The sequence below is a fragment of the Jejuibacter sp. L23 genome (assembly GCF_050815825.1).
In the GTDB taxonomy this organism is placed as follows: domain Bacteria; phylum Pseudomonadota; class Gammaproteobacteria; order Enterobacterales; family Enterobacteriaceae; genus Jejubacter; species Jejubacter calystegiae.
The window spans coordinates 4,863,518-4,885,037 of the sequence record NZ_CP138199.1 but is presented as its reverse complement, the minus strand read 5'-3'; the positions used below and the strand labels follow the sequence as shown (position 1 = coordinate 4,885,037).

The following is a 21,520-nucleotide window of genomic DNA, read 5'->3' as shown; positions in this document are numbered from 1 at the left end:
AAATATTGGGGGGCCACTCCCGATTACGCTTAATATTGAAGGTGGCGCTTCGCCTTCAGTCACAGGCGACTCTGAAAAAAGAAAAAGATAAACACAACAACCACTTCAACACACACGGGAATTATCGATGATGATATCAGGAAGCCAGTCTGGCATATCCGCCTGGGAGTCAGCGCGTTTAGCGGCAGGGATGCCTGCTTTTGCCGACGGCGGGCGACATCAGGCCAGCCGTAACCCCCATTCCTACCGCGTTACACATACTCTCAAAGGTTAAGCTATGTCTGAGCAGTTTCTCTATTTTTTGCAGCAGATGTTTAATGGCGTAACCCTTGGCAGCACCTATGCGCTGATCGCCATCGGTTACACCATGGTTTACGGCATTATCGGTATGATTAACTTCGCTCACGGCGAAGTCTATATGATCGGTAGCTATGTCTCTTTTATGATTATCGCGGCGCTACTGATGATGGGCATAGACGCTGGCTGGCTGCTGATTGGCGCCGCTTTTGTCGGTGCGATTGTCATTGCCAGCGTGTATGGCTGGAGCATTGAACGGGTTGCCTATCGGCCTGTGCGCAGCTCCAAGCGTCTGATCGCGCTGATCTCGGCGATCGGAATGTCTATTTTCCTGCAAAACACCGTCAGCCTGACCGAAGGATCCCGGGATGTGGCGCTGCCCAGCCTGTTTACCGGGCGCTGGGCCGTGGCTCACGGTGAAAACTTCTCTGCCACTGTCACCACCATGCAACTGGTGATTTGGGGCGTGACCCTGATATCGATGCTGGCGCTGACTCTGTTTATTCGCTACTCAAAGATGGGCCGGGCCTGTCGCGCCTGTGCTGAAGATTTGAAGATGGCGAGCCTGCTGGGCATCAATACCGACCGGGTAATCTCCCTGACCTTTGTGATCGGCGCGATCATGGCGGCAGTGGCCGGGGTATTGCTGGGACAGTTCTACGGCGTGATCAATCCCTACATTGGCTTTATGGCGGGGATGAAAGCCTTTACCGCCGCAGTGCTGGGCGGTATTGGCAGTATTCCTGGCGCTATGATAGGCGGCCTGCTGCTTGGCGTGGCCGAGGCGCTAACCTCTGCCTACCTGAGCACGGAATATAAAGATGTGGTCTCCTTCGCACTGCTGATTGGCGTGCTGCTGGTGATGCCGACCGGCATTCTTGGCCGTCCGGAGGTGGAAAAGGTATGAAGCCGACGCATATTCTGGGCGCGCTGATTTCCACCGCTCTGTTCTTTATTTTGTCCGCCATCTTTATGGGCGTGCAGTTGGGGCTGGACGGCACCCGGCTGGTGGTAGGCAGTGCCGCCGACGTTCGCTGGCACTGGATTGCGATTGGCTGCGGCGCGGTGTTTGTGGTGCAACTGCTGCGTCCTGTGATTCAGCAGCGTCTGAAAGGGGTGAGCGGGCCGAAGTGGGTGCTGCCCGCCATCGATGGCTCCACGCCGCGCCAGAAGCTGTTCCTGCTGGCGCTGCTGCTGGCTGCCGTCGCCTGGCCGTTCATGGTGACCCGCGGTTCGGTGGATATCGCCACCCTGACCATGATCTACATTATCCTCGGGCTGGGGCTGAACGTGGTGGTGGGGCTGTCCGGCCTGTTGGTGCTGGGTTATGGCGGATTTTACGCCATCGGCGCCTACACCTTTGCCCTGCTGAATCACTATTACGGTCTGGGATTCTGGACCTGCCTGCCGCTGGCCGGGCTGGTGGCCGCCGCCGCGGGGTTCCTGCTGGGGTTCCCGGTATTGCGTTTGCGGGGGGATTATCTGGCGATTGTGACGCTGGGATTCGGTGAGATCGTGCGTATTCTGCTGCTGAATAACACTGAATTTACCGGGGGGCCCAACGGGATCAGTCAGATCCCCAAGCCGACGCTGTTTGGCCTGGAGTTCAGCCGTACCGCTCGCGATGGCGGCTGGGATACCTTCAGCCACTTCTTCGATATTAAGTACGATCCCGGCGATCGCATGATCTTCCTCTACCTGGTGGCGTTGCTGCTGGTGGTGGTCACGCTGTTTGTGATTAACCGCCTGCTGCGCATGCCGCTAGGCCGGGCGTGGGAAGCGCTGCGCGAGGATGAGATCGCCTGTCGTTCGTTGGGGCTGAACCCGACGCGCATTAAGCTGACGGCCTTTACCATCAGCGCCGCTTTCGCGGGTTTTGCCGGAACTCTTTTCGCTGCGCGCCAGGGCTTTGTCAGCCCGGAATCCTTCACCTTTGCCGAGTCGGCCTTTGTGCTGGCGATTGTCGTACTGGGCGGTATGGGTTCCCAGTTTGCGGTGATTCTGGCCGCGATTCTGCTGGTGGTGTCGCGCGAACTGATGCGCGATCTCAATGAGTACAGCATGCTGGTACTGGGGGGGCTGATGGTGTTGATGATGATCTGGCGTCCTCAGGGGCTGCTGCCAATGACCCGCACAAAACTGAAGCTAAAAAATAGCAAAGGAGAGCGCGCATGAGTCAGCCATTACTTGCCGTTAGCGGTCTGATGATGCGCTTCGGCGGCCTGCTGGCGGTCAACAATGTGGAGCTGTCGCTAAACGCAGGCGAGATCGTTTCGCTAATCGGCCCCAACGGCGCCGGTAAAACCACGGTCTTTAACTGCCTGACCGGCTTTTATAAGCCCACCGGCGGCACCATTATGCTGGGCGATCGTCATCTGGAAGGGTTACCGGGCCAGGCTATTGCCCGCCTTGGGGTGGTACGAACGTTCCAGCACGTGCGGCTGTTTCGCGAAATGACGGTAATTGAAAACCTGCTGGTGGCACAGCATCTGCAACTGAAAACCGGTCTGTTTTCCGGTCTGCTCAAGACCCCGGCCTTCCGCCGGACTCAGAGTGAAGCGCTGGATCGCGCTGCCGTATGGCTGGAGCGCGTTGGTTTGCTGGAGCACGCCAACCGTCAGGCCAGTAACCTGGCCTACGGCCAGCAGCGGCGGCTGGAGATCGCCCGCTGTATGGTGACTCAGCCGCAGATCCTGATGCTCGACGAACCGGCTGCGGGGCTGAATCCTCGCGAAACCAAAGAGCTCGATGAACTGATTGTGGAGCTGCGCGATCGCCATAACACCACGGTGCTGCTGATTGAGCATGATATGAAGCTGGTGATGGGGATTTCAGACCGTATCTATGTCGTGAACCAGGGAACGCCGCTGGCCAACGGCACGCCGGAACAGATCCGTAATCATCCTGATGTTATTCGCGCTTATCTGGGAGAAGCCTGAGATGGAAAAGACGATGTTGACTTTCGACCGGGTGAGCGCGCATTACGGGAAAATACAGGCGCTGCATGAGGTGAGCCTGACCGTTAACAAGGGAGAAATAGTCACGCTTATCGGCGCCAACGGCGCCGGGAAAACCACGCTGCTCGGCACCCTGTGCGGCGATCCCCGCGCCACTCACGGCACCATTGCATTCGACGGTAAAACCATCACCGACTGGCCTACTGCAAAAATTATGCGCGAGGCGGTGGCCATCGTGCCGGAAGGGCGGCGGGTATTCGCCCGGATGACGGTGGAAGAGAACCTGGCCATGGGCGGTTTCTTTAGCGACAAACAGCAGTACCAGGAGCGCCAGCGCTGGGTTTATGAACTGTTTCCCCGCCTGCTGGAACGCCGCACTCAGCGCGCCGGGACCATGTCTGGCGGAGAACAGCAAATGCTGGCCATTGGCCGGGCGCTGATGAGCAACCCGCGGCTGCTGCTGCTGGACGAACCTTCTCTGGGGCTGGCGCCGATTATTATCCAGCAGATCTTTGACACTATCGAACAGCTCAGACGTGAAGGAATGACCATTTTCCTGGTGGAGCAGAACGCCAATCAGGCTCTCAAGCTGGCGGATCGCGGTTACGTGCTGGAAAACGGTCGGGTGGTGCTGGAAGATACCGGCGAAGCGCTACTGGCTAACGAAGCGGTGAGAAGCGCTTATCTGGGAGGGTAATTTCAGTTAGGGGAGCCGTTGGCTCCCTTTTTGACATCAGCCCTTCAGGCCACCAGCACCTCCACCCCCAGCGCTTCAAAGGCGCGGACTGACTCATTGCTGATGCCGCTGTCGGTAATCAGATAGTGAATGCTGCTCCAGTCGCAGGGTAGGGCGAACATCGACACCTTGTCGATCTTGCTGGAGTCCGCCACCACGTAGACCGTTTTCGCCGAACGGATCATCGCACTCTTCACCTTAATATCGGTTTCGCTGGGAAAGCTCAGACCCATACGCGGCGAGATGGCCGCGGTGGCAAGAAACAGCTTTTCGGCCAGCACATTTTCGAAAAAGCTGGCGGCCTTTTCGCCAGAGGTGGAGAGGGTCGGAAACTTAAAGGTGCCGCCGGTCAGAAGGATGTTGATGCCGGGCTCGCCACCCAGCTTCAGGGCGATATTTACCGCGGTCGTGGTCACCGACAGGCGGTGAATATGCTGCATATGTTCGACAATGGCGGTGGTGGTCGTACCGGAATCAAAGATCACGGTATCGCCATTTTCGATCTGTTGGGCAGCCAGTCGGCCGATGGCGTCTTTCTGTTCCAGATGAGTCTGGCGTTCCAGCAGTAACGCCCCGGTATTCTGTTTGCCGGTCACCAGTGTGGCGCCGCCGTAGTAGCGCTGCACAAAGCCCGCCTTCTGTAGTTCACGCAGATCGGTACGGATAGTCGCTTCCGTCAGACCAAAGGTTTCCGTTAACTGCTTCACGGAAGCCGTGCCATCTTCACGGATCATCTCAAGGATCTTATCCCTGCGCTGCTGCATATCCGCCAGTTGTTCGGTCTTGTTTTTCAATCGAAACGCTCCTTTCTGTGAACGTAATGAAGTGGTGCTCTTTTCCGTGCTCCGCAGTTTAGCGCTGCGCTGTAAGGAAAGCGAATTTGCCGTTTTATTACCGTCATATTTTCGAATGATTTTTGTTTTATATTTGATCAACGCCACAGAATCGGCTAAATAAACCATATACATTTTCGATCGAAAATCAAATGAAAGCGATCGAAGCGAATTCTGTCATCACGATCGTTAAGATCCGGAGGTAAACGTGGACCTACAGGCAATCAAACAGACGGCGCGTCAGGCCCGGCGCTATGTGCTGGAAATGAACCACAGAGCAGGCAAGGGGCACACCGGGGCCGATCTCTCAGAGATCGACATTCTCTGCACGCTGTATATGGCGGTAATGGATCGCTCAGGACCGCGTCCGGACCAGGATCGTTTTATTTTGTCCAAGGGGCACGGTGCCGGCGGCCTTTACTGCAGCGCGGCGGCGATGGGGCTGCTCGACCCAGGGGTACTGACGCAGTTTATGGGGGATGACACCTTACTGGCCGGGCATCCGGTGCGTCAGAAGCTGCCGGATCTGGTCGAGATTAACTCCGGCGGCCTGGGCCATGGCCTGCCGATTGCGGTCGGACTGGCATTGGGCAATAAGCTGGCCGGTCGCGGTCACCGCCGGGCCTTTGTTCTGCTGGGAGATGGCGAACTGGCGGAAGGCTCCAATTGGGAGGCGGCGATGTCTGCCAGTAAGTTCCGGCTCGACAACCTGGTCGCCATTGTCGATCGCAACCGGCTGCAACTGGCTGGGGCCACCGAGGAGATCATGCCGCTGGAGCCTTTGGGCGAAAAGTGGAGCGCCTTTGGTTTCGAAGTGCTGGAGTGCGACGGACACGACCCGCTGTCTATTTACCAGGCGGCGACGGCGCCTTCGGTGGATAAACCGCGCGTCATTCTGGCCAATACCGAAAAGGGCCACGGCATTTCCTTTATGGCGAATGTTCCCGCCTGGCATCACGCCGTACCTGACGATGAACAGCTTGCCCAGGGGCTGGCGGAACTGGAGGACTAACCATGCAAGATTTACGTGATGCAGTGATTGCAACCTTACTGGAAGCCCAGCAACAGGGGGCCAATCTGAACGTAATGGTGGCGGATTCCACCTCCACATCGAAAATCGCGCCCTTCGAAAAGGCGTACCCCGACAGGGTCGTCAACGTGGGGATTGCCGAACAGAACATGGTCGGTATGGCGGCGGGTATAGCCCTGAGCGGACGCACGGTTTTTACGGCCAATGCCGCCCCCTTTCTGCTGGCGCGCTCCAACGAGCAGGTGAAGAACGACATTTGCTATTCCGATACCAATGTAAAAATGCTGGGGCTGAATGCCGGTTTTGCCTACGGCCCGCTGGGGGCCACCCACCACTGCATGAACGATATCGCCATTGCCCGTAGCTTCGGCAACCTGCAAATCTTCGCTCCTGCGGATGCCAGCCAGGCCAGGGAGATTACCCGCCATGCCATTGCTCATCAGGGGCCGGTCTATATCCGGATGGACAGCGATAAGCTGCCGGTGCTGCATGACAACGACTGGCGCTTTACGCCGGGTAAGCCGGTGGTGTTGCAGGAAGGGGGCGATGCAGTGGTGTTCTGCCTGGGCACCATTGTGCACGAAGCGCTGGCCGCCTCCCTCCCCAATGTCACCATCGTCTCTCTGCCTTCGCTATGGCCGCTGGACGAACAGGCGATCGTCGCGCTCATTAACGCGCATCCACATGCGATCGCGGTAGAAGAACACGTTCTTAGCGGTGGCCTTAGCAGCATTATTGGTGAGATTCTGCACAAATATCGCCTGCCTCAGCGCTTCACGCCGCTGGGCGTACCGCCCTATGAGTTTACCCACAGTAGCAGCCGTAAAGCGCTGCGCCGCCAGTTCCGCATTGATGCACAGGGGCTGCGTCAGGTGCTGGAGCAGGTTGCGACTTCCCCCCTGGCTTGATTAAGGAGACAACAATGAGCGGTGAATACGACGTCAACCTGCGCTACGGCGTAGATACCTCCGGTGATTTGAGCGACAAAGTGGCGGTGGTGACCGGTGGTCTGGGCGGAATCGCTATGGCCAGCAATGAGATGCTGCTGGAAAAGGGCGCCAGGCTGGCGCTGCTTTATCCGGGGTTCGAGCGTGAAAAGGCGCAGCAGGAGGCGGAGCGCTTCGATGCTGACCGGGTGCTGTTCGTGGAGTGCGATGTCACTGACCCGGCCTCGGTCGAACAGGCGTTTGCACAAGTCGAGCGCCACTACGGGCAAATCGACATTCTGATTAACTGCGCAGGCTACGTCATGCTGCAACCGGTGCTGGAAACTGATATCGCCGAGTGGCGTAAGCAACTGGACGTGAATCTGACCGGCCCATTCCTGTGCAGCCAGGCGGCGGCCCGACTGATGGTGAAGGCCGGGCGCGGCGGCAAGATTATCAATATCGCCTCTCAGGCGGCATCCATCGCCATCGATAACCACGTGGCTTATACCTCCGCCAAAGCGGGGCTGCTGGGCATGACCAAAGTGATGGCTAAGGAGCTGGCCGCCTGGAATATCAACGTCAATACCCTTTCGCCCACTGTGGTGCTGACGCCGATGGGCGAAAAGGCCTGGCGTGGCGAGAAAGGCGAAACCATGAAGCAGCTAATTCCGCTGGGTCGTTTCGCCTACACCGATGAGATTGCCGCCGCCGTGCTGTTCTTCGCCGGTAACGGCAGCGACATGATTACCGGTGCCGATCTGATGATCGATGGGGGCTTCACCATCTGGTAAGCCCCGAAGTAACGCTGTTTCGCTGTACCCGACAATAACGATATTACAGAGAGAACATCTTATGAAATTGCGTTTATTACTTACCGCGGCGGCTGCCTGTACCCTCAGCCTGGCGGCTACCGCTGCAGAAAAAGGCACCATCCTGATAATGGTGAACTCCCTCGATAACCCCTACTACGCCTCAGAGGCCAAAGGCGCCAGCAGTAAAGCGAAGGAACTGGGGTATAAAACCAGCGTCCTTTCGCACGGCGAGGATGTGAAAAAACAGAACGAGCTGATCGATGCCGCCATCGGTAAGAAAGTTCAGGGCATTATTCTCGACAATGCCGACTCCACCGCCAGCGTAGCGGCCATTAAGAAAGCGAAGCAGGCCGGTATTCCGGTGGTGCTGATCAACCGGGAAATTCCGGTGGATGACGTGGCGCTGGTGCAGATCACCCACAACAACTTCCAGGCCGGTTCAGAGGTCGCCAACGTCTTTGTCGAAAGCATGGGCGAGCAGGGCAAATATGCCGAGCTGACCTGCAATCTGGCCGACAATAACTGCGTGACCCGCTCCCGTTCATTCCATCAGGTCATCGATCAGTATCCGGATATGGTGAGCATCGCCCGCCAGGACGCCAAAGGCACCCTGCTGGATGGCAAGCGCATTATGGACAGCATTCTGCAGGCCCATCCGGATGTGAAAGGGGTGATTTGCGGTAACGGACCGGTGGCGCTGGGCGCGATTGCGGCGCTGAAGGCCGCCGGGCGTAACGATGTGACGGTGGTGGGCATTGATGGCAGCAACGATGAACGCGATGCGGTGAAAGCCGGAACCCTGAAAGCCACCGTGATGCTGCAGGCCCAGGCCATCGCCGCTCAGGGGGTGACCGACCTCGACGCTTATCTCCAGAAAGGGGAGAAGCCCGCCAAACAGCGTGTGATGTTCCGCGGCATTCTGGTCGATAAGGACAACGCCAGTAAGGTGCAGGATTTTAATTTTGGGTCCTGAGGACCGGCTGTGGCGCCCCGTTCGGGGCGCAGAGGAGAAGAATATGTCCAGACAACTCTGGCTGGCGCTGGCGCTTATCGCGCCGGTGCTGGGCGGTTGCCGCATTGTCTCCCAGCAGGAGCTGGCGGATCTGAAAAATCCTCCCAATCCGCATATGGCGAACGTGGCGCAGACGTGGCAGCAGAGCCTGGTGCCGCAGGTGGTGAATGAGGCCCGTCCCGCCGGTGAACTGATGGCCGCGCTGCGGGCGGCGCCGGATTTCGATAGCGCCTGTAAACAACTGGGCTGGCGCAGTCAGGCCGAAAATCCCTGCGTGTTTTTCGTTAAGTTCAGCGGTGTGGTGGAAAAGGTGGATACCCGCTCGCGCAGCGGCAAAATGACGCTGCTGGCAAGTGACGGCACGCGGGCAGTCGTGCAATTGGGGCCGACCATTCGCGGCACCGCGCTGCGCGACGGCTACCGCAAGGTGAGCTACCAGGATTTTAACGATCAGGTACTGTTCGGCAGCTACAGCCGGGCGATTAACGATAAAGCTTCCGCCATGATGAAAGCGCTTGCGCCTGAGCCGGGTCAACAGATTACGGTGGATGGCGTCTTCAGCGCCTGGGATACGCCGGAACGGCTACCGGATATTACGCCCGCCCGGGCGACCCGCCAGCAAGGGGGACAGCCATGACGCAGCCTACTTCAACTCCCCAGGACGAGGTGATTCTGGAAACCCGCAACCTGTCCCGGATCTACCCCGGCGTAACCGCGCTGGATAGCGTTAATTACCGGGTCTATCGCAACCGGGTGAATGTGCTCATCGGCGAAAACGGCGCCGGAAAGTCGACGATGATGAAGATGCTGGCCGGAGTGGAAAGCCCTTCGTCCGGCGAGATCTGGCTTGATGGCGAGCCAGTTACCCTGAATTCGACCCACCAGGCGGAACGGCATGGCATCAGCATCATCTTCCAGGAGCTTAATCTGTTCCCGAACATGAACGTGATGGACAACATCTTCATCGGTAACGAGTTTTTCCAGCGCGGGCGGATTAACGAAAAGTACCAGTACGCGCTGGCGAAGTCGTTGCTCGAACGGCTGGAGCTGGATGTCGACCCTTATACGCCGTTGGGTGAACTGGGCATTGGTCATCAGCAACTGGTAGAGATAGCCCGGGCGCTCTCTAAAGATACCCGGGTGCTGATTATGGATGAGCCCACCTCGGCCCTCAGTCAGTCGGAAGTGAAAGTGCTGTTTAACGTGATGGAACAGCTTAAGCGGCGCGGCGTCACCATTATCTATATCTCCCACCGGCTGGAAGAGCTGATGGAGATTGGCGATCACATCACCATCTTCCGCGATGGCCGCTTCATCTGCGAACGCGAGGTGTGCGACGCCAGCGTGCCCTGGATTATCGAACAGATGGTGGGCGACAAGAAAAAGCATTTCGACTATCAGCCCGCCGAACAAGGGGAGACAGCGCTGGAGGTCACGGGGCTGACCGCGCTACACCAGAACGGCGGCTATCGGCTTAATGACGTGACCTTCAGCCTGCGTAAGGGCGAAGTGGTGGGCATTTACGGTCTGCTGGGCGCCGGGCGTACCGAGCTGTTTAAGGGGCTAATTGGTTTGATGCCCTGTCAGGAAGGCAAGGTCGCGCTGAACGGTGAGGCTCTCGACGGTCTGAACTTCCAACAGCGCCTGAAGCGCGGCGTGGCGCTGGTGCCGGAAGACCGGCAGGGGGAAGGCGTGGTGCAGATGATGTCCATCAAATCCAATATGACCCTTTCCGACCACAGCCTGCGCGGCTTCTGGCATTCATGCTCCTGGCTGCGCGAAAACCAGGAACACGAGCGGGTTCAGGAGATGGTTCAGCGACTGGCTATTAAAGTCGGCGACAGCGAACAGCCCATCACCTCGCTGAGCGGCGGTAACCAGCAGAAGGTGGTGCTGGGCAAGGCGTTAATGACCCGGCCGGAAGTGGTACTGCTGGATGAGCCCACCCGCGGCATTGACGTAGGCGCCAGGACCGACGTCTACCACCTGATTGGTCAGATGGCGCGTCAGGGACTGGCGGTGATGTTCTCGTCCAGCGAACTTGATGAAGTGATGGCCCTTGCCGACCGGGTGCTGGTGATGGCGGATGGCCGCATTACGGCGGACCTGGCGCGAGCCGGGGTGACGCGTGAAAAGCTGATAGCGGCTTCGACGCCCCATGAATAATCAGCCAGGAGTGAAACAATGAACCAGAAATATCGGCTGTACATGACCTTGCTGAAGGCCCGAACCTTCATCGCATTGCTGATCGTCATCGGCTTTTTCAGCGTGATGGTCCCGAACTTCCTGACGCCCTCTAACCTGCTGATTATGACTCAGCACGTGGCGATTACCGGCCTGCTGGCGATCGGTATGACCCTGGTTATCCTGACCGGCGGTATCGATCTTTCCGTTGGGGCGGTGGCAGGAATCTGCGGCATGGTGGCGGGAGCGCTGCTCACCAACGGAATTCCTCTTTGGGGAGATAACATCCTGTTTTTAAACGTCCCGGAAGTCATCGTCTTTGTGGCGCTGGTGGGGCTGGCTATTGGTTTTATCAACGGTGCCGTCATCACCCGACTTGGGGTCGCTCCTTTTATCTGCACTCTGGGCATGATGTATGTCGCCCGCGGCGCGGCGCTGCTGTTTAACGACGGCAGCACCTACGCCAATCTTAATGGCGCCGAGGCGCTGGGCAACACCGGCTTCGCCTGGCTTGGTTCCGGTACGCTACTGGGCGTCTACTTCCCGATCTGGCTGATGGTCGGCTTCCTGGCGCTGGGTCTGTGGCTGACCCGCAAAACGCCGCTGGGCCGCTATATCTACGCCATCGGCGGTAATGAATCCGCCGCCCGCCTGGCGGGGGTGCCTATTGTGAACGTCAAAATCTTCGTTTACGCCTTTTCTGGATTGTGTGCGGCACTGGTGGGACTGGTGGTGGCTTCTCAGCTTCAGACCGCGCACCCGATGACCGGCAATATGTTCGAGATGGATGCCATTGGCGCCACGGTGCTGGGCGGTACGGCGCTGGCGGGCGGTCGCGGCCGGGTCTCCGGTTCGATTATCGGCGCTTTCGTCATCGTCTTCCTGGCCGACGGTATGGTGATGATGGGGGTCAGCGACTTCTGGCAGATGGTGATTAAAGGGCTGGTGATCGTCACCGCAGTGGTCATCGACCAGTTCCAGCAGCGGCTACAGAACAAAGTTCTGTTGCTGCGGCGTCATGAAAAGAAACAGGCGGTGGCGCCGGTGTCGGAGGTGAGTCATGGATAAGGATGTGATTGTCGCGCTGGATGAAGGCACCAGTAACGTTAAGGCGGTCGCCATCGATAGCCGGGGAGCCGTGGTTGCCACCGCTTCCCGGGGGCTGACGCTCGCCACGCCGCGGCCGGGTTGGGTGGAGCAGGATGGCGATGTGCTGTTCGCCGAATCCGTTGTGGTGTTACGTGAAGTGATTAGCGCGGTAGGGGAAGCCCGGGTTGCGGCGCTGGCAATCAGCAATCAGCGGGAAACGGCCATTGGCTGGGAGCGGGAGAGCGGTCAGCCGCTGGGCCCGGCGCTGACCTGGCAGTGCTCCCGCTCCGGCCCCTTCTGCGAACGGTTGCGGCGCGACAGGCTGGACGAAGTGATTCGTTCCACCACCGGTTTGCCTGTCGCACCGCTCTTTTCCGGCTCCAAAATGCGCTGGCTGCTGGATAACACGCCTCAGGGGCATGAACGCGCGCAGCACGGTGAAATCTGCCTGGGCACCATCGATGCCTGGCTGCTGTGGCGTCTGACCGGCGGCGCGCAGTTTCGCTGTGATTACTCGAACGCCGCCCGCACTCAGTTACTCAACCTGCAAAGCCTGGCGTGGGACGACGCCATGCTGGCGCTGTTCGGCATACCGCAAGCCGCACTGCCAGAGATTTGCCCGTCGGCCAGCGAGTTTGGCGTCACCAAAGGCATAACGGGTATCGCTGACGGTATTCCGATCCTCGCTATGGTGGGAGATTCCCACGCGGCGCTGTACGGGCACGGACTGGGGCGCCCGGGAGGCATTAAGGCCACCTATGGCACCGGCTCTTCGGTGATGGCGCCGCTGCCTGCGCCGGATACCCGCATCACCCAGCTCGCCACCACGGTTGCCTGGCATGACGGCGAGCGGGCGGTCTACGGGCTGGAGGGCAATATTCCCCATACCGGCGACGGCCTGGCCTGGATGCTGCAACTGACCGGAATGAACGCGCTGGCCGATGTACAGAGGAGCGATGTGCTCCAGAGTCTGCCAGCTTCTGTTCCTTCTACTGACGGTGTCTATTTCGTGCCGGCGCTGACCGGCTCCGGTGCGCCCTGGTGGGACGATCGCGCTCGCGGGCTTATCTGCGGGCTGAGCCGTGGTAGCAGCCCGGCGCATCTGGTGCGTGCGGCGCTGGAGGCCATTGCTTATCAGATAGCCGATGTGATCGACTCGATGGCGCAGCACCCCGATTTCCACCTCAGCACGCTGATGGTGGACGGTGGGCCAACGCGCAACGGCTGGCTGATGCAGTTCCAGGCCGATCTGCTCAACTGCCCTGTGGCGCGTAGCGTCACTGCAGAGCTTTCCGCGCTGGGAGCGGGCCTGCTGGCTCGGCGCGTGCTGGATGGTCTGAGCGATGAATCCCTGCTGGCGCTGCTACCGCAGCATGAGGTCTGGCAGCCCGATGCCGCCCGGCATCAGCGACTTCAGGAAAGCTACCAGGGGTGGCGCGAGGCGGTGAGCCGCACCCACTGGAAAAACGAATCCGACACTCATTGCGCCGGGCGCTGCGGCGCACCGGCCTGATACCAGGAGAAAGAGAATGCAGCGAAATTTTCATGGAAAAACGGTGGTGATCACCGGCGCCTGCCGGGGGATTGGGGCGGGTATCGCAGAGCGCTTTGCCCGGGATGGTGCGAATCTGGTGATGGTTTCCAATGCGGAGCGCGTTTTTGAGACCGCGGCCGAAATCCAGTCGCGTTACGACGTCGCCATCCTGCCGCTTACAGTGGATGTCACTGACGAACAGCAGGTTCAGCAACTTTATCAGCAGGCTGCGGCGCGCTTCGGGGGCATCGATGTCTCGATTCAGAATGCGGGCGTGATTACCATCGATCGCTTCGGGAGTATGCCGAAAGCCGATTTTGAGCGGGTGCTGGCGGTGAACACTACCGGCGTCTGGCTGTGCTGCCGGGAAGCCGCGAAATATATGGTGCAGCAGAACGGCGGTTGTCTGATTAATACCTCATCCGGCCAGGGACGTCAGGGATTTATCTATACCCCGCACTATGCCGCCAGCAAGATGGGGGTCATCGGCATTACCCAGAGTCTGGCTCATGAACTGGCGCCGTGGAACATTACCGTTAACGCCTTCTGTCCCGGCATTATCGAAAGCGAAATGTGGGACTACAACGATCGGGTCTGGGGCGAGATTCTGAGTGATGACCGCAAGCGTTACGGAAAAGGCGAGCTAATGGCCGAATGGGTGGAAGGTATCCCGCTTAAACGCGCCGGACAGCCGGAAGACGTTGCCGGGCTGGTTGCCTTCCTGGCCTCTGACGATGCCCGTTACATTACCGGCCAGACCATTAACGTCGATGGCGGTCTGATCATGTCGTAGCTTGCCGGATTCTGCGCTAAGCTCACGGACTCCCGAATTTGATACAGGAAGAGTCTGTGACATCGTGGAATTATGCAACCATCGCCGCCCATCGGGGCGGCGGTAAACTGGCGCCAGAAAACACCCTGGCGGCGATTGATGCAGGGGCCGCGTTGGGCCATCGCCTGTTTGAATGTGACGCCAAGCTGTCGAAGGATGGTCAGATCTTCCTGCTGCATGACGATACCCTGGAGCGTACCAGTTCCGGCTGGGGTGTGGCGGGTGATCTGAGTTGGGAACAACTGCGGCAGGTCGATGCGGGCGGTTGGTTCAGCCATCGCTTTAAAGGGGAGCCGCTGCCGCTGCTTAGCGAAGTGGCTGAGCGCTGTCGTCGGCTTAACCTGCAAATTAATATCGAAATAAAACCCACCACCGGCTCTGAGGTGCAAACCGGGCGCGAAGTGGCGCTGGCAGCACAAAGGCTGTGGCAGGGCATGACGCCGCCGCTGATCTCTTCGTTTTCTATCGAGGCGCTGGCCGCGGCCCGCGATGCGGCGCCGACGTTGCCGCGTGGATTATTGCTGGAAAACTGGCGCGATGACTGGGTTGAACTGACCCGCCGTCTGGAATGCGTGGCGATTCACGTCTGGCATCGGGACTTAACGGCCGAGCGTATCGCCGCGTTGAAAGCTGAAGGGTTGCGGATTCTGGCCTGGACGGTGAACAATCCCCGGCGCGCGGAACAACTGTTGCGCCAGGGGGTAGATATTATCTGTACCGACCGTATCGACAGGATTGGGCCGGACTTCGCCCGCCAGATTTAGCGCAGGTTGTTATGGTTATTTCCCGGCTGCGACTGGATAGTGCGCTCGCGGTTATCGCGTATCTGGTTTTGCAGCCGCTGTTGCTGCTGCTGCTGTTGATTCTGAATGCCCTGATTCAGCCTGCCCTGTTGCTGGATCTGTCGGCTTTGTGACTCCTGCTGCATTCGCTGCTGGGTCGGGTTATTCATCATCTGCTGATTACGAATCTGTTGGCGCTGGTGTTGCTGTTGCGGTGTCAGCGGCTGGGCCATGGCGGTTAGCGGCAACAGTAGCGCCGCGATAATCAATGCGTTTTTCATCTGCGTTCTCCTTCCCGGAAGGTTTTGATAATTGTATCGCTTTTTTATCCCTGCCGATGGTTTTTCCGCCACATTGGGCCAGTATTAAACTGGGATTGTTCGGGAAAATGGGAGAAAAACAAGATGAAGCAGTGGATTATTGGGTTGGCGCTGGGCTTAAGTTTTCAGGTGATGGCGGCGCCGCCGCCGGTTTCTTATGGCGTAGAGGAAGATGTCTTTCACCCGGTGAAAGCCCGTAACGGCATGGTGTCATCGGTGGACGCTATCGCGACCCGGGTCGGGGTGGATATTCTTAAACAGGGCGGCAATGCGGTGGATGCTGCGGTAGCGGTCGGATTCGCGCTGGCGGTAACACATCCTCAGGCAGGGAATCTGGGGGGCGGGGGCTTTATGATGCTGCATACTACCTCGGGCAAGGTGACGGCCATCGACTTCCGCGAAACGGCGCCGGCCCGGGCCAGCCGCGATATGTTTCTTGATGACAAAGGCAACGCCGACAGCAAAAAGTCGCTGACCTCGCATCTGGCTTCCGGCACGCCGGGTACCGTGGCGGGGCTGACCCTGGCGCTGGAAAAATATGGTTCGTTACCGCTAAATAAAGTGATGCAACCCGCGATTCGCCTTGCCAGGGAGGGGATTGTGGTGAACGCCGCGCTGGCGGACGACCTGAAGCAGTACGGGAGCGAAGTGCTGCCACAGCACGCCAATAGTCGCGCCATCTTCTGGAAGGCGGACCAGCCGCTGGCGAAAGGGGAGCGGCTGGTACAGGCTAATCTGGCGAAAAGCCTGGAGATGATTGCGGAAAACGGTGCAGATGCCTTTTATAAAGGCCATATCGCTGAGCAGATCGCCACTGAGATGGCGAAGCACGGAGGTCTGATTGATAAAGCCGATCTGGCGGGCTATCGGGCGGTGGAACGCACGCCGGTACGCGGCGACTATCGCGGCTATCAGATTTACGCCATGCCGCCGCCTTCCTCTGGCGGGATCCATATCATTCAGATCCTCAATATCCTTGAGAATTTCGACCTGGCGAAGTACGGCTTCGCCAGTGCCGATGCCATTCAACTGGTGGCGGAAGCGGAAAAATATGCCTATGCCGACCGTTCGAAGTATCTGGGCGATCCCGATTTTGTGAAGGTGCCGGAAGCCGCACTGACCAGCAAAGCCTACGCCAAGTCGCTGGCGCAAAAGATTGATCTGAACAGGGCGCGCCCGTCGTCAGAGATAGGACCTGGGAATCTGACGCCTTATGAGAGCGATCAAACCACCCATTTTTCGGTGGTCGATAAGGCCGGTAACGCCGTGGCCGTAACCTATACGCTGAACACCACCTTCGGCACCGGCATTGTGGCAGGGGATACCGGGATTCTGATGAATAACGAGATGGACGATTTTTCCGCTAAACCGGGCACGCCTAACGTTTACGGGCTGGTGGGCGGCGAAGCTAACGCTGTGGGACCGCGCAAGCGACCGCTCTCTTCGATGTCGCCAACCCTGGTGCTAAAAGATGGTAAGACCTGGCTGGTGACCGGCAGCCCTGGCGGTAGCCGGATTATCACCACGGTGTTGCAGATGGTACTCAATACCATTGATTTTGGTATGAACGTGGCGGAAGCCAGCAATGCGCCGCGTTTTCATCACCAGTGGCAGCCGGATGAGCTGCGACTGGAAAAGGGTTTTAGTCCGGATACCATCAGGCTGTTAAAACAGAAGGGACAGAATGTGGTGGTGAAACCGGCTATGGGCAGCACCCAGAGCATTATGGTTGCGCCGGACGGTACGCTGTATGGCGCGGCCGATCCCCGTTCAGTCGATGATTTGGCGGCTGGCTATTAACCATAGCGGCGGCGTAGCGCGTCGCCGTTTTTCTACCCGCCTCAGTGGGTTATCGAAAACCCTTTAAACATCATTGGCTTTTACCTGGGTTTTAATCGCATTTTTTTCTAAAAAAGTCTGGACACATGCGAATGATAATGATTATTATTGCCATGCGTTCAGGGGACACCCTCCCAGGGTGAAGTCCTGAAAGCACGACATTGCTCACATTGCTTCCAGTATTTCTTAGCCAGCCTTGCGCTGGCTTTTTTTTATCCCGATCTTCTGCTCTGTTTCAGAGAAACTGAAGCTTATCGCACCAGGCGGTAAGATGAACCGACTCCTTCTGCCTTTCAGGTTGCGTAAGCCCTTTTCCTTATTGCCTGTGGCTTGTTCATTTTTTTTGAACAGAGGAGTCAATTTTCACCCTCTATGATTGCAAGCGGTTCGCGTCCACACTTAGGACATCAACGAATTCATGAGGGGGTACAGATGATTTACTTACGCAAAGCGAACGATCGCGGCCACGCTAACCACGGCTGGTTGGATACCTGGCACTCATTCTCTTTCGCCGATTACTACGATCCGAACTTTATGGGCTTCTCCGCGCTGCGGGTGATTAATGAAGATGTGGTAGACGCCGGGCAGGGCTTCGGTACCCACCCCCATAAAGATATGGAGATCCTGACCTATGTGCTGGAAGGCGCGGTGGAGCATCAGGACAGCATGGGGAATAAGGAACAGGTACCCGCCGGTGAGTTCCAGATTATGAGTGCCGGAACCGGCATTCGCCATTCGGAATACAACCCGAACAGCGACCAGCGTCTGCGCCTGTATCAGATCTGGATAATCCCTGAGCGGACCGGCATTACGCCGCGCTATGAACAGCGTCGCTTCGACGCCCTGCAGGGGCGCCAGTTGGTGCTGTCGCCGGATGCCCGTGACGGCTCCCTGAAGGTGTATCAGGACATGGAGCTTTGGCGCTGGGCCCTGAACAATGGGGAAGAGAGCCGCTTTGAGGTTCGCGAAGGGCGCCACGTCTGGATTCAGGTGGTAAAAGGCGAAGTTACGGTAAATGGCACCACAGCCACCACCAGTGACGGTCTGGCAATCTGGGATGAACAGACGCTGTCGGTTCAGGCCAGTCAGGACAGTGAAATTCTGCTCTTCGATCTGCCGCCGGTGTGATCGCGCTGCCAGACCTCTCAACCTTCTCCGTAACAGGGGAAGGTTGAGCCCTGTCCATGCTAAACTGAGGCGATTATCACCGATAAACGCTTCAGGACGATGAAAAAGAAAAGACCCGTACTTCAGGATGTGGCCGATCGCGTTGGCGTGACCAAAATGACGGTCAGCCGATTTTTACGTAATCCCGAACAGGTCTCCGTCGCGCTGCGGGACAAAATTGCCGCTGCGCTGGATGAGCTGGGCTATATACCCAACCGCGCGCCTGACATACTCTCTAACGCGACCAGTCGTGCGATTGGCGTGCTGCTGCCGTCCCTGACCAACCAGGTTTTTGCGGAGGTGCTGCGCGGTATTGAAAGCGTTGTTGATGCGCATGGCTATCAGACCATGCTGGCGCACTACGGCTATAAGCCGGAGATGGAGGAGGAGCGCCTGACCTCGATGCTCTCCTGGAATATCGACGGCCTTATCCTGTCGGAACGTACCCACACGCCGCGTACCCTGAAGATGATCGAGATCTCCGGTATTCCGGTGGTGGAGTTGATGGACAGCGTTTCACCCTGCCTGGATATCGCGGTGGGGTTCGACAACATCGAAGCCGCCCGTCAAATGACCGCCGCCATCCTTGCCCGCGGCCATAAAAATGTCGCCTATCTGGGGGCGCGACTGGATGAACGTACCCTGATGAAGCAGCAGGGGTATGAACAGGCGATGCGTGACGCGGGTCTGACGCCCTATAGCGTAATGGCGGAACGATCCTCTTCTTATTCTTCTGGCGTAGAGCTGTTTCGTCAGGCCCGGCGCGAGTACCCGGAGCTGGATGGCATCTTCTGTACCAACGATGACCTGGCGGTCGGTGCTGCGTTTGAGTGCCAGCGTCTGGGGCTACGTATTCCCGATGATATGGCCATTGCCGGTTTTCACGGCCACGATATCGGTCAGGCGATGGAGCCGCAGCTGGCCAGCGTGCTGACGCCGCGTGAACGGATGGGACGCATCGGCGCCGAGCGTCTGCTGGCGCGCATCCGTGGTGAGACCATCTCCCCGCAGAGGCTCGATCTGGGCTTTACCCTTTCGCCGGGGGGCTCAATCTGAATGACCTCAATATTTGATGTAGTTCACAATATTCGATCTTAGCACGGGATGGTGGTTGCTTCTTATGTTAGCGGCATCGACAATGTTACCGATAACAGTTACCCGTAACATTATTTCTTTCCGTAATTAGTTGTTTTCTTTCTTTTGTGCCAGTCGGAGTTACGCTATGAGCACTATCAATCACGATCATCACGTCTACGTCCTGATGGGCGTTTCTGGTAGCGGTAAATCCGCCGTCGCCAGCGAAGTAGCCCATCAGTTGAACGCGGCGTTCCTGGACGGCGACTTCCTTCACCCGCGCAGCAACATCGTTAAGATGGCGTCCGGTGAACCGCTGAACGATGATGACCGCACCCCATGGCTGCGCGCTCTGAATGACGCCGCTTTTGCTATGCAGCGTACTAATAAAGTATCGCTCATTGTCTGTTCCGCGCTGAAAAAACGCTACCGCGACCTGCTGCGTGAAGGTAACGATAACCTCTCTTTCATCTACCTGAAAGGGGACTACGACCTGATCGAAAGCCGCCTGAAGTCGCGTAAAGGCCACTTTTTTAAACCGCAGATGCTGGTAACGCAGTTTGAGACTCTGGAAGAGCCTCATGCCGATGAACGTGACGTACTGGTTGTGGATATTAACCAGCCGTTGGATGGTGTGGTGGCAAGCACCATTGACCTGATCAATAAAAAATAAAGGCTGTGTTGTGAGTACATTAACGCTTGTTTTAACAGCGGTAGGTTCAGTATTGCTGCTGCTGTTTTTAGTTATGAAGGCACGTATGCATGCTTTCGTGGCTTTGATGGTTGTTTCTATTGGCGCGGGCCTGTTTTCCGGGATGCCGCTGGATAAAATTGCCAAGACCATGGAAAAAGGCATGGGGGGAACCCTGGGCTTCCTGGCAGTGGTGGTGGCGCTGGGCGCCATGTTCGGCAAGATCCTGCATGAAACCGGTGCGGTGGATCAGATTGCGGTGAAGATGCTGAAGTCCTTCGGCCACAGCCGCGCCCACTATGCCATCGGTCTGGCGGGCCTGATTTGTGCACTGCCGCTGTTCTTCGAAGTGGCTATCGTGCTGCTGATTAGCGTGGCTTTCTCAATGGCGCGTCATACTGGTACCAACCTGGTGAAACTGGTGATTCCGCTGTTCGCCGGGGTGGCCGCTGCGGCTGCCTTCCTGCTGCCGGGACCGGCGCCGATGCTGCTGGCTTCCCAGATGCATGCCGATTTTGGTTGGATGATCCTCATCGGCCTGTGTGCGGCAATTCCGGGAATGCTGGTTGCCGGACCGCTGTTCGGTAACTTTATCAGCCGCCACGTGGAATTGAATATCCCCGACGATATCACCGAGCCCCATCTGGGCGAGGGGAAATTGCCCTCCTTTGGCTTCAGCCTGTCGCTGATTCTGCTGCCGCTGGTACTGGTGGGACTGAAAACCATCGCCGCTCGCTTTACCGTAGAAGGCTCGACCCTCTATGAGTGGCTGGAGTTTATCGGTCATCCCTTCACCGCTATCCTGGTGGCCTGTCTGGTGGCGATCTACGGCCTGGCGATGCGTCAGGGTATGCCGAAAGACAAGGTGATGGATATCTGCGGCCAGGCGCTGCAGCCGGCGGGGATTATCCTGCTGGTGATTGGCGCAGGCGGCGTATTTAAGCAGGTGCTGGTAGATTCTGGCGTAGGTCCGGCACTGGGCGAAGCGCTGACCGGTATGGGTCTGCCTATCGCGATTACCTGCTTTGTGCTGGCGGCGGCGGTTCGTATTATTCAGGGCTCCGCCACTGTAGCCTGTCTGACTGCGGTCGGGCTGGTGATGCCGGTTATCGAGCAGCTTAACTACAGCGGCGCGCAGATGGCGGCACTCTCTATCTGTATCGCTGGCGGCTCCATTGTGGTTAGCCATGTGAACGACGCAGGCTTCTGGCTGTATGGTCGCTTTACCGGCGCCACCGAGGCTCAGACCCTGAAGACCTGGACGCTGATGGAAACCATTCTTGGTACCGTTGGCGCGATTGTCGGTATGGTAGCCTTCCAACTGCTTTCCTGATAGCGGTTGGGTTAGGCGAATAAAGGGCTTCCGAATGGAAGCCCTTTATCGTTTCTGCAACGGAGAAAA

Annotated in this window: 21 protein-coding genes; 19 read left to right on the top strand and 2 right to left on the bottom strand. The window is 58.0% G+C overall.

Annotated elements, in window-relative coordinates:
- Positions 1–277 precede the first annotated feature (277 nt).
- Genes livH through livF form a run of 4 tightly spaced genes read left to right on the top strand, consistent with a single transcriptional unit; the run spans position 278 to position 3,951 of the window.
- Positions 278–1,204 carry a high-affinity branched-chain amino acid ABC transporter permease LivH gene (livH, locus tag SCU88_RS23385; RefSeq protein ID WP_138094639.1) on the top strand — a complete coding sequence of 309 codons (927 nt, stop codon included), beginning with the start codon at positions 278–280 and terminating at the stop codon, positions 1,202–1,204.
- Positions 1,201–2,472 carry a high-affinity branched-chain amino acid ABC transporter permease LivM gene (locus SCU88_RS23380; protein ID WP_175340037.1) on the top strand — a complete coding sequence of 424 codons (1,272 nt, stop codon included), beginning with the start codon at positions 1,201–1,203 and terminating at the stop codon, positions 2,470–2,472. The genes livH and SCU88_RS23380 overlap by 4 nt, the downstream gene beginning before the upstream one ends.
- A complete protein-coding gene (gene livG / locus SCU88_RS23375; protein WP_138094635.1) occupies positions 2,469–3,236 on the top strand; it encodes a high-affinity branched-chain amino acid ABC transporter ATP-binding protein LivG in 768 nt (255 codons plus the stop codon). The genes SCU88_RS23380 and livG overlap by 4 nt, the downstream gene beginning before the upstream one ends.
- Position 3,237: 1 nt before the next feature.
- On the top strand, positions 3,238–3,951 hold the full coding sequence (livF, locus tag SCU88_RS23370; protein WP_138094633.1) for a high-affinity branched-chain amino acid ABC transporter ATP-binding protein LivF: 714 nt from the start codon (positions 3,238–3,240) through the stop codon (positions 3,949–3,951).
- Between the two features lie 44 nt (positions 3,952–3,995).
- Here livF and SCU88_RS23365 read toward each other — a convergent pair whose 3' ends face one another.
- On the bottom strand, positions 3,996–4,784 hold the full coding sequence (locus SCU88_RS23365) for a DeoR family transcriptional regulator (protein WP_175340036.1): 789 nt from the start codon (positions 4,782–4,784) through the stop codon (positions 3,996–3,998).
- 247 nt (positions 4,785–5,031) lie between these two features.
- Here SCU88_RS23365 and SCU88_RS23360 point away from each other — a divergent pair, with 247 nt between their 5' ends.
- From SCU88_RS23360 to ugpQ, 10 genes are all read left to right on the top strand, one after another.
- On the top strand, positions 5,032–5,835 hold the full coding sequence (locus tag SCU88_RS23360; protein ID WP_175340035.1) for a thiamine pyrophosphate-dependent enzyme: 804 nt from the start codon (positions 5,032–5,034) through the stop codon (positions 5,833–5,835).
- 2 nt (positions 5,836–5,837) lie between these two features.
- Positions 5,838–6,761 carry a transketolase family protein gene (locus SCU88_RS23355; protein WP_138094623.1) on the top strand — a complete coding sequence of 308 codons (924 nt, stop codon included), beginning with the start codon at positions 5,838–5,840 and terminating at the stop codon, positions 6,759–6,761.
- A 14-nt stretch (positions 6,762–6,775) separates the two neighbouring features.
- Positions 6,776–7,573, top strand: a complete 798-nt coding sequence (locus SCU88_RS23350) for a GolD/DthD family dehydrogenase (protein WP_138094621.1) — start codon at positions 6,776–6,778, stop codon at positions 7,571–7,573.
- 61 nt (positions 7,574–7,634) lie between these two features.
- Positions 7,635–8,567, top strand: a complete 933-nt coding sequence (locus SCU88_RS23345; protein WP_175340034.1) for a substrate-binding domain-containing protein — start codon at positions 7,635–7,637, stop codon at positions 8,565–8,567.
- A gap of 43 nt (positions 8,568–8,610) precedes the next feature.
- Complete coding sequence (locus SCU88_RS23340) at positions 8,611–9,243, top strand: DUF2291 family protein (protein ID WP_175340033.1); 633 nt, start codon at positions 8,611–8,613, stop codon at positions 9,241–9,243.
- A complete protein-coding gene (locus tag SCU88_RS23335; protein ID WP_175340032.1) occupies positions 9,240–10,772 on the top strand; it encodes an ATP-binding cassette domain-containing protein in 1,533 nt (510 codons plus the stop codon). Before SCU88_RS23340 ends, SCU88_RS23335 begins: the two co-directional genes overlap by 4 nt.
- Before the next feature lie 18 nt (positions 10,773–10,790).
- Positions 10,791–11,858 carry an ABC transporter permease gene (locus SCU88_RS23330; RefSeq protein ID WP_138094613.1) on the top strand — a complete coding sequence of 356 codons (1,068 nt, stop codon included), beginning with the start codon at positions 10,791–10,793 and terminating at the stop codon, positions 11,856–11,858.
- The gene (locus SCU88_RS23325) at positions 11,851–13,392 is read left to right on the top strand and encodes an FGGY family carbohydrate kinase (protein ID WP_175340031.1); all 1,542 of its coding nucleotides are present in this window, start codon (positions 11,851–11,853) and stop codon (positions 13,390–13,392) included. The genes SCU88_RS23330 and SCU88_RS23325 overlap by 8 nt, the downstream gene beginning before the upstream one ends.
- 16 nt (positions 13,393–13,408) lie before the next feature.
- On the top strand, positions 13,409–14,206 hold the full coding sequence (locus tag SCU88_RS23320) for a glucose 1-dehydrogenase (protein WP_175340030.1): 798 nt from the start codon (positions 13,409–13,411) through the stop codon (positions 14,204–14,206).
- Between the two features lie 56 nt (positions 14,207–14,262).
- Positions 14,263–15,009, top strand: coding sequence for a glycerophosphodiester phosphodiesterase (ugpQ, locus tag SCU88_RS23315; protein ID WP_175340029.1), 747 nt, complete (start codon positions 14,263–14,265; stop codon positions 15,007–15,009).
- Here the strand turns inward: ugpQ and SCU88_RS23310 are convergent.
- A complete protein-coding gene (locus SCU88_RS23310; protein WP_175340028.1) occupies positions 15,006–15,308 on the bottom strand; it encodes a DUF2756 domain-containing protein in 303 nt (100 codons plus the stop codon). The genes ugpQ and SCU88_RS23310 overlap by 4 nt on opposite strands.
- A 123-nt stretch (positions 15,309–15,431) precedes the next feature.
- On the opposite strand from SCU88_RS23310, the gene ggt reads away from it, so the two are divergent.
- The 5 genes from ggt to gntU all read left to right on the top strand — a co-directional run bounded on the left by ggt (position 15,432) and on the right by gntU (position 21,451).
- Entirely contained in the window at positions 15,432–17,147 is a 1,716-nt protein-coding gene (gene ggt / locus SCU88_RS23305) for a gamma-glutamyltransferase (protein ID WP_175340027.1), read from the top strand.
- 471 nt (positions 17,148–17,618) lie between these two features.
- The gene (locus tag SCU88_RS23300) at positions 17,619–18,314 is read left to right on the top strand and encodes a pirin family protein (protein WP_175340026.1); all 696 of its coding nucleotides are present in this window, start codon (positions 17,619–17,621) and stop codon (positions 18,312–18,314) included.
- A 99-nt stretch (positions 18,315–18,413) separates the two neighbouring features.
- Entirely contained in the window at positions 18,414–19,409 is a 996-nt protein-coding gene (gene gntR, locus SCU88_RS23295; protein ID WP_175340025.1) for a gluconate operon transcriptional repressor GntR, read from the top strand.
- A gap of 166 nt (positions 19,410–19,575) precedes the next feature.
- Positions 19,576–20,100: a gluconokinase gene (gene gntK / locus SCU88_RS23290; protein ID WP_138094597.1), complete on the top strand. Its 525-nt coding sequence runs from the start codon at positions 19,576–19,578 to the stop codon at positions 20,098–20,100.
- Between the two features lie 10 nt (positions 20,101–20,110).
- Positions 20,111–21,451, top strand: coding sequence for a gluconate transporter (gene gntU, locus SCU88_RS23285; protein WP_175340024.1), 1,341 nt, complete (start codon positions 20,111–20,113; stop codon positions 21,449–21,451).
- Positions 21,452–21,520: the final 69 nt, after the last annotated feature.

Coding starts and splice junctions, on each gene's coding strand:
- livH (WP_138094639.1), top strand. CDS start 278: ATGTCTGAGCAGTTTCTCTATTTTTTGCAGCAGATGTTTAATGGCGTA.
- SCU88_RS23380 (WP_175340037.1), top strand. CDS start 1,201: ATGAAGCCGACGCATATTCTGGGCGCGCTGATTTCCACCGCTCTGTTC.
- livG (WP_138094635.1), top strand. CDS start 2,469: ATGAGTCAGCCATTACTTGCCGTTAGCGGTCTGATGATGCGCTTCGGC.
- livF (WP_138094633.1), top strand. CDS start 3,238: ATGGAAAAGACGATGTTGACTTTCGACCGGGTGAGCGCGCATTACGGG.
- SCU88_RS23355 (WP_138094623.1), top strand. CDS start 5,838: ATGCAAGATTTACGTGATGCAGTGATTGCAACCTTACTGGAAGCCCAG.
- SCU88_RS23350 (WP_138094621.1), top strand. CDS start 6,776: ATGAGCGGTGAATACGACGTCAACCTGCGCTACGGCGTAGATACCTCC.
- SCU88_RS23345 (WP_175340034.1), top strand. CDS start 7,635: ATGAAATTGCGTTTATTACTTACCGCGGCGGCTGCCTGTACCCTCAGC.
- SCU88_RS23340 (WP_175340033.1), top strand. CDS start 8,611: ATGTCCAGACAACTCTGGCTGGCGCTGGCGCTTATCGCGCCGGTGCTG.
- SCU88_RS23335 (WP_175340032.1), top strand. CDS start 9,240: ATGACGCAGCCTACTTCAACTCCCCAGGACGAGGTGATTCTGGAAACC.
- SCU88_RS23330 (WP_138094613.1), top strand. CDS start 10,791: ATGAACCAGAAATATCGGCTGTACATGACCTTGCTGAAGGCCCGAACC.
- SCU88_RS23325 (WP_175340031.1), top strand. CDS start 11,851: ATGGATAAGGATGTGATTGTCGCGCTGGATGAAGGCACCAGTAACGTT.
- SCU88_RS23320 (WP_175340030.1), top strand. CDS start 13,409: ATGCAGCGAAATTTTCATGGAAAAACGGTGGTGATCACCGGCGCCTGC.
- SCU88_RS23310 (WP_175340028.1), bottom strand. CDS start 15,308: ATGAAAAACGCATTGATTATCGCGGCGCTACTGTTGCCGCTAACCGCC.
- ggt (WP_175340027.1), top strand. CDS start 15,432: ATGAAGCAGTGGATTATTGGGTTGGCGCTGGGCTTAAGTTTTCAGGTG.
- SCU88_RS23300 (WP_175340026.1), top strand. CDS start 17,619: ATGATTTACTTACGCAAAGCGAACGATCGCGGCCACGCTAACCACGGC.
- gntR (WP_175340025.1), top strand. CDS start 18,414: ATGAAAAAGAAAAGACCCGTACTTCAGGATGTGGCCGATCGCGTTGGC.
- gntK (WP_138094597.1), top strand. CDS start 19,576: ATGAGCACTATCAATCACGATCATCACGTCTACGTCCTGATGGGCGTT.